The sequence below is a fragment of the Rhizobium sp. 01T437 genome (genome assembly GCF_056398505.1).
On sequence record NZ_JBFTPM010000002.1, the window covers coordinates 238900 to 251364 of the forward strand.

At 61.5% G+C, this 12465-nt stretch carries 13 protein-coding genes; 5 read left to right on the forward strand and 8 right to left on the reverse strand.

Going from position 1 to position 12465, the window contains the following annotated elements; all coding sequences use genetic code 11:
- On the reverse strand, window positions 1-783 hold the full coding sequence (locus AC1DM5_RS04565) for an ABC transporter ATP-binding protein (protein ID WP_477821442.1): 783 nt from the start codon (window positions 781-783) through the stop codon (window positions 1-3).
- A 94-nt stretch (window positions 784-877) separates the two neighbouring features.
- Between AC1DM5_RS04565 and AC1DM5_RS04570 the strand changes: the two genes are divergently transcribed.
- Entirely contained in the window at window positions 878-1291 is a 414-nt protein-coding gene (locus AC1DM5_RS04570; protein ID WP_477821441.1) for a cupin domain-containing protein, read from the forward strand.
- A gap of 2 nt (window positions 1292-1293) precedes the next feature.
- Here the strand turns inward: AC1DM5_RS04570 and AC1DM5_RS04575 are convergent, their stop codons facing one another.
- Genes AC1DM5_RS04575 through AC1DM5_RS04590 form a run of 4 tightly spaced genes read right to left on the reverse strand, consistent with a single transcriptional unit; the run spans window position 1294 to window position 5025 of the window.
- Window positions 1294-1671: a hypothetical protein gene (locus AC1DM5_RS04575; RefSeq protein WP_477821479.1), complete on the reverse strand. Its 378-nt coding sequence runs from the start codon at window positions 1669-1671 to the stop codon at window positions 1294-1296.
- 5 nt (window positions 1672-1676) lie between these two features.
- Complete coding sequence (gene hydA, locus AC1DM5_RS04580) at window positions 1677-3131, reverse strand: dihydropyrimidinase (RefSeq protein WP_477974671.1); 1455 nt, start codon at window positions 3129-3131, stop codon at window positions 1677-1679.
- 35 nt (window positions 3132-3166) lie between these two features.
- Window positions 3167-3772: a hypothetical protein gene (locus AC1DM5_RS04585; protein WP_477821439.1), complete on the reverse strand. Its 606-nt coding sequence runs from the start codon at window positions 3770-3772 to the stop codon at window positions 3167-3169.
- Complete coding sequence (locus AC1DM5_RS04590) at window positions 3772-5025, reverse strand: Zn-dependent hydrolase (RefSeq protein ID WP_477821438.1); 1254 nt, start codon at window positions 5023-5025, stop codon at window positions 3772-3774. The genes AC1DM5_RS04585 and AC1DM5_RS04590 overlap by 1 nt, the downstream gene beginning before the upstream one ends.
- 299 nt (window positions 5026-5324) lie before the next feature.
- Here AC1DM5_RS04590 and AC1DM5_RS04595 point away from each other — a divergent pair, with 299 nt between their 5' ends.
- Window positions 5325-5975, forward strand: a complete 651-nt coding sequence (locus AC1DM5_RS04595; protein WP_477821437.1) for a TetR family transcriptional regulator C-terminal domain-containing protein — start codon at window positions 5325-5327, stop codon at window positions 5973-5975.
- 93 nt (window positions 5976-6068) lie between these two features.
- Here the strand turns inward: AC1DM5_RS04595 and AC1DM5_RS04600 are convergent, their stop codons facing one another.
- On the reverse strand, window positions 6069-6479 hold the full coding sequence (locus AC1DM5_RS04600) for a rhodanese-like domain-containing protein (protein ID WP_477821436.1): 411 nt from the start codon (window positions 6477-6479) through the stop codon (window positions 6069-6071).
- 72 nt (window positions 6480-6551) lie between these two features.
- Between AC1DM5_RS04600 and ftrA the strand changes: the two genes are divergently transcribed.
- The 3 genes from ftrA to prfH all read left to right on the forward strand — a co-directional run bounded on the left by ftrA (window position 6552) and on the right by prfH (window position 9588).
- The gene (ftrA, locus tag AC1DM5_RS04605; RefSeq protein WP_477974673.1) at window positions 6552-7553 is read left to right on the forward strand and encodes a transcriptional regulator FtrA; all 1002 of its coding nucleotides are present in this window, start codon (window positions 6552-6554) and stop codon (window positions 7551-7553) included.
- Window positions 7554-7751: 198 nt separating this feature from the next.
- A complete protein-coding gene (locus AC1DM5_RS04610; RefSeq protein ID WP_477974675.1) occupies window positions 7752-8987 on the forward strand; it encodes an RNA ligase RtcB family protein in 1236 nt (411 codons plus the stop codon).
- Window positions 8974-9588: a peptide chain release factor H gene (prfH, locus tag AC1DM5_RS04615; protein WP_477821433.1), complete on the forward strand. Its 615-nt coding sequence runs from the start codon at window positions 8974-8976 to the stop codon at window positions 9586-9588. Before AC1DM5_RS04610 ends, prfH begins: the two co-directional genes overlap by 14 nt.
- A 73-nt stretch (window positions 9589-9661) precedes the next feature.
- Here prfH and preA read toward each other — a convergent pair whose 3' ends face one another.
- Together preA and AC1DM5_RS04625 are read right to left on the reverse strand one after the other, a co-directional pair.
- Window positions 9662-10975, reverse strand: a complete 1314-nt coding sequence (gene preA / locus AC1DM5_RS04620; RefSeq protein WP_477821432.1) for an NAD-dependent dihydropyrimidine dehydrogenase subunit PreA — start codon at window positions 10973-10975, stop codon at window positions 9662-9664.
- Window positions 10976-10990: 15 nt separating this feature from the next.
- Complete coding sequence (locus AC1DM5_RS04625) at window positions 10991-12352, reverse strand: NAD(P)-dependent oxidoreductase (RefSeq protein ID WP_477821431.1); 1362 nt, start codon at window positions 12350-12352, stop codon at window positions 10991-10993.
- Window positions 12353-12465: the final 113 nt, after the last annotated feature.

Here is a 12465-nt window from a genome sequence, read left to right on the forward strand (position 1 = left end):
TTACTCATAACTGTGCCCCGCCCTCAGCCCTTCGCGGACGCGATGGGCGATTTCCAGGAATTCCGGTGTCTCGCGGATGTCGAGCGGGCGTTCCTTCGGCAGTGTCGAGTCGATGATATCGGTCACGCGGCCCGGGCGTGGCGACATGACGACGATCTTGGTGGAGAGGTAGACGGCTTCCGGAATGGAATGGGTGACGAAGCAGATCGTCTTGTTGGTGCGCGACCACAGTTTCAGAAGTGCTGCATTCAGATGATCGCGGACGATTTCGTCGAGGGCGCCGAAGGGTTCGTCCATCAAGAGCAGATCGGCATCGAAGGCGAGCGCGCGAGCGATCGAGGCGCGCTGCTGCATGCCGCCTGAGAGCTGCCAGGGGAACTTCTTCTCGAAGCCGGAGAGTTCGACGAGGTCGAGCGCCCCATCAATGCGCTTCTTCTGTTCCGGTTTCGAATAACCCATGATCTCCAGTGGTAGAGCGATGTTCTTCTCGATCGTGCGCCACGGATAAAGTGCCGGCGCCTGGAAGACGTAGCCATAGGCACGAGCCTTGCGGGCCTCATCCGGTGTCATGCCGTTGATGGCGATGTCGCCGGAGGTCTTGCGCTCGAGATCGGCGATGACGCGCAGGAAAGTCGTCTTGCCGCAGCCGGAAGGGCCGATGAAGGAGACGAACTCGCCCCTGCGGATATCGAGATTGACATCAGCAAGCGCGTGCACCGCGCCGTCATTCGTCTGGTAGCTGAGACAGAGTTCCTTGGCGGATACGACGGAGGGTGCTTGCATCAATAAACCAGTCTTGTTTTCGCCGCGCCGTCGCGGTTTTCCATGATATCATTGCCGCCGGTCTTACCGACAGCACAGTCCTTGGAGGATGAGGATGGACGCAAAATCAAAGCCCACCTGCCACATTGTTCGCCCCAACCACACCTATGACGGCAAGCAGGGGCTGAGCTATTTCCAGGGCATCGCCGCCGAGACGGTTGGTGCGAAGGGCATCTGCATGCATCTTCTGACGATCCCGCCCGGCGTGCGCGCCAAGGCGCATCTGCATGAGGCGCATGAGACGGCGATCTATATGCTCTCCGGTGAGGCGCATACCTGGTATGGCGACAGACTGGAGAACCATGTGATCGTGCGCGCCGGCGAACTTTTCTACATTCCGGCCGGTGTGCCGCATCTTCCGGCAAACCTTAGCGGCACGCCCTGCACGGCGATCATTGCCCGCACCGATCCGAACGAGCAGGAAAGCGTGATCCTGCTGCCCGAGCTGGATGCGCTGGTGCCTGCGTGAGGCTATTTGCATAGCGGCAGCGGCCCCCACTTGATTGCGGCATCGGCCACGAACCCGATCGTATAGCCTTTAGGCCCTGATGTGATCTTGACGGTGTCGTCGTTAGTGCTCTCTTCGCCCTCCGCCTGGCAAGCGACCGTGGCGGTGAAGTCCTTGCCTTCGGTCTTCAGGACTTTCTTGATTTCGCAGTAAGAGGCTGCCGTGGTGATGCCCTCGGAAGTCAGCAGAAAGAAGTTGTCGGAACCCGTGCTTTCGCCGCTCTTGGCGTAGGCGCAGCCATCCTTGTTGCCGTAGCTGCCCTTGATGGGCAGCGTGTCAGCATTCGCCGCGGTGGAAAGCGCGGCCAGGGAAACGATCGTCAGAAGCAGATGGCCGCGCATATGTGTCACACCCCGCTCGCCGGAATGCYCGTGCGTTCGACCTTGCGGGGAGCGGTGATCTCCTTCCAGGTCGACAGCGCCCTGCTGACGGCGGTGACCGGCTCGCGCTTGACGAATTCGCCATGGCCCGAGCGGGTCTTGACGGTCCCTTCCTCGATCGCCACGACGCCACGTGTTAGGGTATAGCGCGGCAGGCCGGTGACTTCCTTGCCTTCGAAGACGTTGTAATCGATCGCCGACTGCTGGCTCTTCGACGTAATGGTCTTGGAGCGCTTCGGATCCCAGACGACGAGATCGGCATCGGCGCCGACGAGGATCGCGCCCTTCTTCGGGTAGATGTTGAGGATCTTGGCAATGTTGGTGGAGGTGACGGCGACGAACTCGTTCATCGTCAGGCGGCCGGTATTGACGCCGTAAGTCCAGAGCATCGGCATCCGGTCTTCGAGGCCGCCGGTGCCGTTCGGGATCTTGGTGAAGTCGCCGACGCCGAAGCGCTTCTGCGCCGTGGTGAAGGCGCAATGGTCGGTCGCTACCACCTGCAGCGAACCGGAGGCGAGGCCCGCCCAGAGGCTGTCCTGATGCTGCTTGTTGCGGAAGGGCGGGGACATGACGCGGCGGGCGGCATGATCCCAGTCCTTGTCGAAATACTCTGACTCGTCGAGCGTCAGGTGCTGGATCAGTGGCTCGCCATAGGCGCGGATGCCCTTCTGGCGGGCGCGGCGGATCGCTTCATGCGCCTGTTCGCAGGAGGTGTGGACGATATAGACGGGGCAGCCGGCCATGTCGGCGATCATGATGGCGCGATTGGTGGCCTCGCCCTCGACTTCAGCCGGGCGCGAATAGGCATGCGCCTCGGGGCCGTTATTGCCTTCCGACAGCAGCTTGGCGGAGAGCGAGGCGACGACATCGCCGTTTTCGGCATGGACGAGCGGCAGGGCACCGAGCTCGGCGCAGCGCTGGAAGGAGGCGAACATCTCGTCATCGTTCACCATCAGCGCGCCCTTATAGGCCATGAAGTGCTTGAAAGTGTTGATGCCCTTGTCCTCAACGATCGTCTTCATTTCATTGAAGACCTGCTCGCCCCACCAGGTGATCGCCATGTGGAAGGAATAGTCGCAGTTGGCACGCGTGGACTTGTTGTCCCACATGGTCAGCGCTTCGAGCAGCGACTGGCCGGGAGAGGGAAGGGCGAAATCGACGACCATGGTCGTGCCGCCGGAAAGGGCCGCCCGCGTACCGCTTTCGAAATCGTCGGAGGAATAGGTGCCCATGAAGGGCATTTCGAGATGGGTGTGCGGATCGATGCCACCAGGCATGATGTAACAGCCTGTGGCATCCAGCACCTCGTTGCCGGAGAGGTTCTGGCCGATCTCGACGATCTTGCCGCCGTCGATCTTCACATCCGCCTTATAGGTGAGGTCGGCCGTGACGATGGTGCCGTTCTTGATGACTGTAGTCATGGCTGCTGTTCCTTTTCCGTGCGGTCTTGTTCCTGTTACTGCTCAACTGTCATCGTGGGCGTGCCACTTCGCAGGAGCGCTGCACCCTTGGCGATGAGGCGGTAGACGGCCTCCTCACTCAGCTCATCGGGCGTGTCATGCTCTTCCTCATGATACCAGTCAGGCTGGTCAACAACATCGGTGCCGCCTACTGACAAAGACCAAAAACCATCGCTTTCGCGAAAGTAGAAATCTTTGCCATCGATCAGCCCCGTTGCCTGTATCGGCTGGCTGCCTCTGGGGCGTTCAATCAAAATTCCAGGCATCGAAGGGCCGAGTTCTATCCGAACGACGCCAGGCCCAGTTGGCATGGTACTTAAAATTGAGTGGAAGCCATTTGAGTCCGGATCATTCGGTCCGGCCAGTTGGACGTCGTTAGGCTTATAGCGCCATAAGTTCGAGATCTGCGGGAGCTTGATCCGCTCGCCCCTCTCGTTGATGCCAATGTAGAAAACTTGCGCGCCAGGAAGAGCGCCCCATGGTCCTTCGGTGACCGGCGCAATATTGGCCATGGCCCATTGGAGATCTGCAGCGGTTCGCTGACTTACGAACTTGAAGGCATCAGCATAATCGAGATAGGTCGTTGGCAAATCAGCTGCCATCACACCACAATCTCCGCCGTTTCCACCACTGCATGGAACAGCACGTCCGCCCCAGCCGTTGCCCATTCCTTGGAAATGTCTTCCGCTTCGTTGTGCGAGAGGCCGCCGACACAGGGACACATCACCATGGTCGCGGGCGCAACTTTGGCGGCCCAGCAGGCGTCGTGGCCGGCGCCGGAGATGATGTTCATGTGGCTGTAGCCGAGGCGTTCGGCGGCGGAGCGGACCGAGGTGACGAGCTTTTCGTCGAAGGTGACGGGCTCGAAATGGCCGATCGCTTCGACGGAATAGCCGACGCCCAGTACCTCGCAGATCTTCGGCGCTTCGGCCTCGATCTTTGCCCGCATGCGGTCGAGCTTGGCCTTGTCGGGCGAGCGGATGTCGACGGTGAAGACGACCTTGCCCGGCAGTACGTTGCGGGAGTTCGGCGAGAAGAAGACCTGGCCGACGCCGCCGACGGCGCCCGGCTGTTCGCCCATTGCCACGCCCTGCACCATTTCCAGGATGCGCGACATGGCAAGCCCGGCATTGACACGCATGTTCATCGGCGTCGAGCCGGTATGGGCTTCCTTGCCGGTCAGCGTGAATTCCAGCCACCACAGGCCCTGACAGTGGGTGACGACGCCGATCTGCTTGTTTTCGGCTTCGAGGATCGGGCCCTGTTCGATGTGATATTCGAAATAGGCATGCATCTTGCGGGCGCCGACGTCTTCGTCGCCGACCCAACCGATGCGCTTCAGTTCGTCGCCGAAGAGATTGCCATCGGGGTCTTTGCGGTTATAGGCGAAATCGAGGCTGTGCGCGCCGGCGAAGACGCCGGAGGCCAGCATCGCAGGAGCGAAGCGCGCACCTTCCTCATTGGTCCAATTGGTGACGACGATGGGGTGCTTGGTCTTGATGCCGAGGTCGTTCATGGTCCTGACGACTTCGAGGGCGCCGAGCACGCCGAGCACGCCGTCATATTTGCCGCCGGTCGGCTGGGTATCGAGATGCGAGCCGACATAGACGGGAAGGGCGTTCGGATCGGTGCCGGGGCGGGTCGCGAACATCGTGCCCATCTTGTCGACGCCGAGCGTCATGCCGGCGTCTTCGCACCATGTCTTGAAGACGTTGCGGCCCTCGGCGTCGGAATCCGTCAGCGTCTGGCGGTTGTTGCCGCCGGCAATTCCCGGGCCGATCTTCGCCATGTCCATGAGACTGTCCCAAAGACGGTCCCCATTGACGCGCATGTTTTCGCCTGGCGCTGCCACCATACTGAAAGTCCTCACCTGTTTTGCGGCAGTCATGCAAAGTACATGCCCGCCTTGTTCCCATGGTCAAATTCCGCTGCCGCTTCTTGTTCTGTCAGCGCCGGAAAATCGCCAGTTGCCTTTGTTTTTTATCTGGCGGATAATTTGACCGATTGGTAAACATTACAACTTCCATCGCTGCGCTCAAGACGAAAATCACGAAAAATACAGACAAAAATGCGGGCAATTGCGCATTAAAGCGGCAGGAGAGGCCGCTCTTCCAATCTTGAGCGAAGGAGTTGAATTTCAAGGGGAAAGAGCGAATGGCCATACCGAGAGCGGCGAAGACACTTCGGCGGACACGCATCCAGGAAGAGAAGGAAGAGCAGATACTGGAAGCGGCGCTCGATGTGTTTTCGGTCAGCGGCTTCCGCGGCTCGACCATCGATCAGATCGCCGAAGTGGCCGGCATGTCGAAACCGAACCTGCTCTATTATTTCCGCACCAAGGAAGCGATGCACCGCGCGCTGATCGACCGGGTGCTTTTCAACTGGCTGGAGCCGCTACGGGCCTTCGATGCGGAAGGCAATCCGGAATCGGAGATCCGCAGCTATATCCGCCGCAAGCTTGAAATGGCGCGCGATTTCCCGCGCGAGAGCCGGCTCTTCGCCAACGAGATGTTGCAGGGCGCGCCGCACGTTCTCGATATGCTGAAAGGACCGCTGAAAGAGCTGGTCGACGAAAAGGCGGCCGTGATCCGCACCTGGATCAAAAGCGGCAAGATCGCCCGCTGCGACCCCTATCACCTCATCTTCTCGATCTGGTCAACGACGCAGCACTATGCCGATTTCGACGTGCAGGTTCGCGCAGTGCTGGGCGAGGAACGTTCCGGCGACGGGCGTTTCGAGGATGCAGCGCGCTTCCTGGAGCAGCTTTTCATCAATGGTCTGCTCCCGGATCCTACGGGCGCCTGATGGCCGTTTAGTCGGCGGGGTAGCCGGGCGAGGCTGCGTCTGGCGCATTGGATAGGGCTCCCTTCTCCCCGAGTGGAGAGAAGGGAGTTCCGATCAGGCGGCAGCGCTTGCTCCGCCTTCAAAAGCAAGACCTTCGTCCGCCCAGCCGGTCAGGCCGCCGATCATCATCTTGACCGGCAGGCCGAGGCGGGACAGGCGCAGTGCCGCCTTGTCCGCGCCGTTGCAATGCGGGCCGGCGCAATAGACCACGAACAGCGTATCGGCAGGCCATTCGGACATACGATGCGCGGTCATCTTGCCATGCGGCAGGTTGAGGGCGCCGGGCACATGCGAGAGGGCGAAGAGCTGCGGCGAGCGCACATCAAGCAGCACGAAATCGACCTTGCCGGAGGCGAAGGCGGCGTGCACATCCGAGCAATCGGTTTCGAAGGCGAGCTTGCGGGCGAAATGTTCGGCGGCGGTTTCGGGGGAGGCTGTAGGGATTTCGGAGACGGGGCTTGGCATGATCTTTTCCTTTCTTGCTTTGCTGTTGCCGCAGATCATTGCCGATGCTACGGATTGGCGAAATTGGCCATCGTGACTGACAGCGTAAAGATCATGCCAAAATCGGATATGCACCGGACGCAGGGGCCGCATGTCGTGGTGCTCGCCTATGACGGGCTCTGCACCTTCGAATTCGGTATCGCCTATGAGGTCTTCGGCCTGTCGCGGCCGGAGATGGGCGAGCGCTGGTATCGCTTCTCCGTCGCCGGCATAGAGCCGGGTCCGCTGAGGGCTGCCGGCGGGCTGACGGTTGCGGTCGACCAGGGGCTTGAGCAGCTCGACGAGGCGGATCTGATCATCGCGCCAGGATGGCGGGCGATCGATGCGCCGGTGCCGGAGCCTCTGATCGCCGCTTTGAAGGCAGCCCATGAGCGGGGAGCACGCGTGATGTCGCTTTGCTCCGGCGTGGCAGTGCTTGCCGCGACTGGCCTGCTGGCCGGGCGGCGGGCGACGACCCATTGGCGCTATGTCGCCTCGATTGCCGCGCGTTACCCCGACATCGCGCTTGATGCCGATGTGCTTTACATGGACGAAGGGAGCATCCTGACGGCGGCGGGCAGTGCCGCCGGCATCGATCTCTGCCTGCATGTGGTACGCGGCGATTTCGGCCCCGATGCTGCCAACAGCGTGGCGCGGCGACTCGTCGTTCCGCCGCATCGCGAGGGCGGGCAGGCGCAGTTCATTGCGGCTCCCGTACCGGAAGAGCGAGAGGGCATTCGCCTTGGACCGCTGATCGAATGGATGCGCGAGCGGCTATCGGAGGAGCAGCCGATCAGCCTGCTCTCGAGCAAGGCCGGCATGAGCATGCGCACCTTCCAGCGCCGCTTCGAGGCGACGACGGGCGACAGTGTCGGTGAGTGGCTGCTGAAGGAGCGGTTGCGGCATGCCCGCGACCTTCTGGAGAAGGAGCTTGCGGTGTCGCTCGACGATATCGCCATCGCCAGCGGCTTCGGCACATTGGCGACCATGCGCCACCATTTCCGCAATAGGCTCGGGACCAGTCCGAGTGCTTACAGGAAATCCTTCGGCAATTAGCACGCCCCAGGCTTGCATTTATCTTTCGCTTCGCCTAAGTGGGCCGCGTTAATTGTTTCTGGAAAGGGAGCGCACGATGACGAAAATCTCAGCACGCCCCGAGAGGGTTTCGGCTTAAGTCGCCTAACGGGCTGACGATGCCGGTTGAACATCGCCGTTCGGGCGATGAAAGACCACTCATATCCAGAGTTCGTAATCATGGGCAATTCCATTGGGAGCAAAAGCTCCCCGGTGACGCCGGCCATATCGCCTGCGGTCATCAACCATTTCTTTTCCGGCAGTACCTGGATCGAAGGCGCTGCCTTGGATCAACTTGCCGAAATGTCCCGCCTTCCGGGCGTTTCGCAGATCGCCGCATTTCCAGATCTGCATCCCGGCAAATATGGCGCAACCGGTGTGGCGCTGGCATCGGACCGGCTATATCCGCTGCTGATCGGCAACGATATCGGCTGCGGCATGTCGCTCTTCCGCCTGGATCTGCCGCTTCGTAAATTGAGGATCGACAAGGCTGCGGAGCGGCTTCGCCGCCTTGAGGCTGAAGAGATCGGCGATCCCGCTCTTCTGCTTGAGGAGGCGGGCTTGCCCGTTTCTCTGGCGCCGGATGCGCTCGGCACGATCGGCGGCGGCAACCACTTCTGCGAATTGCAGGCCGTGGAAACGCTTGCCGAAGGTGGGGCTGGCGCCGGTCTGGATGGTCAGGGCCTTTACCTGCTTGTCCATTCCGGCTCGCGTTCGCTCGGTGCTGCCGTGTTTTCCGAGGCGGTCAGCGCTCATTCCTGTCTTGGGGCCGATCTTGCGGCTGGGCTCTTGCCGGGTTCGGAAGCAGGCGTCGCATGGCTTGCAAGCCATGACCAGTGCGTTGCCTGGGCATCGCTGAACCGGCGGCTGATCGCGGCACGGGCAGCGGCGGCATTGCGTGCCGATCTGCATCTTGTCGCCGATGTGCCTCACAATCTCGTCCGGTCTTCCGGCCGCGATTTCGTGCACTACAAGGGGGCGGCCGCGGTCACACCGGATGTGCTTGCGCCGGTCGCCGGATCGCGGGCAAGCCTCAGCTATGTGGTTCGCCCGGGAGAGGGCGTATCCCGTTCGCTTGGCGGCATATCGCATGGAGCTGGTCGCAAATATGACCGTGCCAGCATGCATGGGCGAGCCGGGCGCAACAGGTCCGAGCGCGAGCATCTGCTGCGCAATGCCTGGGGCGGCATCGCCATTTGCGATGATAGGGCGCTCGTCGTCGAAGAGGCGGCCTCCGCCTACAAGGATGCCGGGCAGGTCGTCGCCGATCTCGAGAATGAGAAGCTGGTCACGGTGCTTGCAAGCTTCCGGCCTCTCGTCACCTTCAAGAAGGCAGTCGACGAAGCCGAGGTCGAGCAGCGTCGGCGCAAACCGGAATACCGCCGGGAAGGAGGGCGTGGCCGTGAGCGCTATTGATCTCCTCATCACGTCTGGCAACGGGCCGGTCGAATGCCGCATCGCGGTCTCGGCACTTCTGCGTATTCTTGAGGCCGAGGCCAGGCAGCAAGGATGCTCCGTAACTGTCAACCTCGGACCGATGCCGGATCCGCACGGTGCGAAGTCGGCGATCATCAGCATCGAGGGTGATGCGGCGGAGCAGGTCGCCACGGGCTATTGCGGCACAATCCGGTTCACCTTCAAGAGCCCGGTTCGTCCCGGACACAAACGGCAAAACTGGTACGTGGCCGTGCGGCGTATCGATCTCGCGCCCGAGGGCAATGCAGTGACGATCAATCCGGCGGACCTGCAATTCGAGACGCTGCGGGCTGGCGGGCCGGGCGGACAACATCAGAATACGACCGACAGTGCGGTTCGTGTCCTGCACCGTCCGAGCGGTCTCGTCGTGACGGCACGCGACGAACGCTCGCAGCATCGCAACAAGGCGCTGGCAATCCGGCGGTTGCAAGCGATGCTGCAGGATATCGAGGCGGAAAAGCAGGAGGCGGCGAAAGCCGGGCGCTTCATTGCCAACCGTACGATCGAGCGTGGCAATGAAGTCAAAGCCTTCAAGCTTTGATCCGCCAATGGCCTGAAAACAGTCGACGCCCGTCTAGGCGGGCGTCGATTTTCTGCGTTTCGTGGGCGGATTCTTACTCCGCGGCCTGGCGCGCCATCGGGTTGTTCGGGTGGGTCGTCCAGTTCGCGTAGTTCGGGTCGACCACCTTGCCGGTGCGCTTGTCGAGGGCGCCAGCCGGGAGCTGCTCCATGGTGATGCAGTTTTCGACCGGGCAGACGCTGACGCAGAGATTGCAGCCGACGCATTCCTCGTCCATCACCTCGAAATGGCGAACGCCATCGACGAAATTGGTGATCGCCTGGTGCGAGGTGTCCTCGCAGGCGATGTAGCAGCGGCCGCATTTGATGCAGGCGTCCTGATCGATCTTCGCCTTGGCGATGTAGTTGAGGTTGAGGTACTGCCAGTCGGTGACATTCGGCACGGCGCGGCCGGTGATGTCGTCGAGGGTCTTGTGGCCCTTTTCATCCATCCAGTCGGAGAGGCCCGTGATCATTTCCTGCACGATCTTGAAGCCGTAGGTCATGGCTGCGGTGCAGACCTGCACGTTGCCGGCGCCGAGCACCAGGAATTCAGCCGCATCGCGCCAGGTGGTGATGCCGCCGATGCCTGAGATCGGCAGGCCGTAGGTTTCCGGATCGCGGGCAATCTCGGCGACCATGTTGAGCGCGATCGGCTTGACGGCTGGGCCGCAATAGCCGCCATGGCTGCCCTTGCCGCCGACGGTCGGGTTGGGGGCGAAGTTATCGAGATCGACCGAGACGATCGAGTTGATCGTATTGATGAGCGAGACGGCGTCCGTGCCGCCGGCCTTGGCGGCGCGGGCAGGGCGGCGCACATCGGTGATATTGGGCGTCAGCTTGGTGATGACCGGCATGCGGGTGTACTGCTTGCACCAGCGCACGACCATTTCGATATATTCCGGCACCTGACCGACAGCCGAGCCCATGCCGCGCTCGGACATGCCGTGCGGACAGCCGAAATTCAGTTCGATGCCATCGGCTTCGGTCTCTTCCACCAACGGCAGAATGGCTTTCCAGGCCTGCTCCTCGCAGGGCACCATGATGGAGGCGATCAGCGCCCGGTCCGGCCAGTTCATCTTCACCTGCTTCATTTCGCGCAGGTTGGTCTGCAGGTCGCGGTCGGTGATGAGCTCGATATTGTTAAGGCCGAGCAGGCGGCGGTCGGCGCCCCAGATCGCGCCGTAGCGCGGACCGTTGACGTTGACGACAGGCGGGCCTTCTTCACCCAGCGTCTTCCAGACGACGCCGCCCCAGCCGGCCTTGAAGGCGCGTTCGACATTGTAGGCCTTGTCGGTCGGCGGTGCAGAGGCGAGCCAGAAGGGGTTCGGGGACTTGATACCAACGAAATTATTGCGGAGATCAGCCATTGTTCATTCTCCCCTTCAGGCGACCGCGACAGCCGGAGCGGCTGCGGCAGTGAGGGTGCGGTGAATGGATTCGGCCGCATCACGGCCATGGGCGACGGCAGAGACGGTAAGGTCTTCGCCGCCGAAGACACAGTCGCCGCCGGCCCAGACGCCATCAACCGACGTACGGCCTTCGGCATCCACAGCGATGCGGCCGGATTCTATCCGTAGCGCGCCGAGACCTGAGGTTTCGAATGTCTGGCCGATTGCCTTGAAGATCTGGTCAGTCGCGATCACACCCGTCTCGCCGGTGCCGGAAAGGCGGCCATCGACGATTGCGGTATATTCCACCTCGATTGCCGCCACCTTGCCATCCTGCGAGAGGATGGATTTCGGCGCCAGCCAGTGGCGGATGATGACGCCCTTGGAGGTGGCAAGATCCTGCTCGAATTCCGAAGCGTTCATATGCTCCTTGCCGCGGCGGTAGCAGATCGTCACTTCCTCGGCGCCGAGCAGTTTTGCCTGCACTGCGGCATCGATTGCCGTCATGCCACCGCCGAGAACGACGACACGGCGACCGATGGCGATCTCGCCCTTGTCACCAGCCTGGCGCAGGGCCGCAATGAAATCGACTGCGTCATCGACACCGGGCAGGTTTTCATTGTCGACGCGCAATGCGTTGACGCCGGCAAGGCCGAGGCCGAGGAAGACGGCGTCATACTGGCCCTGGAGATCGGAGAGCGAGAAATCGCGGCCGAGCTGCTGGTCGTGCTTCACTTCGATGCCGCCGATGGAGAGGACGTAATCGACCTCTCTCTGTGCGAAATCGTCGACCGTCTTGTAGGTGGCGATGCCATATTCGTTGAGGCCGCCCGACTTGGGCTTTGCGTCGTAGATCACGACGTCGTTGCCCTTGACGGCAAGACGGTGGGCGGCTGCGAGGCCAGCGGGACCGGCACCGACGACAGCGATCTTCTTGCCGGTCGGTTCGGCGCGCCGGTAGAACTGCTTGTCGGCAGCCATTGCCGCATCGGTCGCATAGCGCTGTAGGCGGCCGATCTCGACAGGGCGCTCTTCGGCGGTGTTGCGCACACAGGCCTGCTCGCAGAGCTCTTCGGTGGGACAGACGCGGGCGCACATGCCGCCAAGGATATTCTGGTCGAAGATCGTCTTTGCCGAGCCGATCGGGTTGCCGGTCGAAATCTGGCGAATGAAGAGCGGAATATCGATGGAGGTGGGACAGGCCGTCATGCACGGCGCGTCATAGCAGAAATAACAGCGGTCGGCGGCGACCAGCGCTTCGTGGTTGTCGAGGCGCGGATGAAGATCGGAAAAATTAGCCTCGTACTCGGCGGATGAAAGCCGGCCGGCACGAATCCCAGTTTCCAGGCGTTCCATTGAAGTTCCCTCTTTATTGGTAACGACTAGTGAGGGAATCGTAACTCAGGTTCAAAAATTTATCAAACGGTAAAATTTTGGCAATTTTCTTTCGTCTGCGTCATGTAAATAAT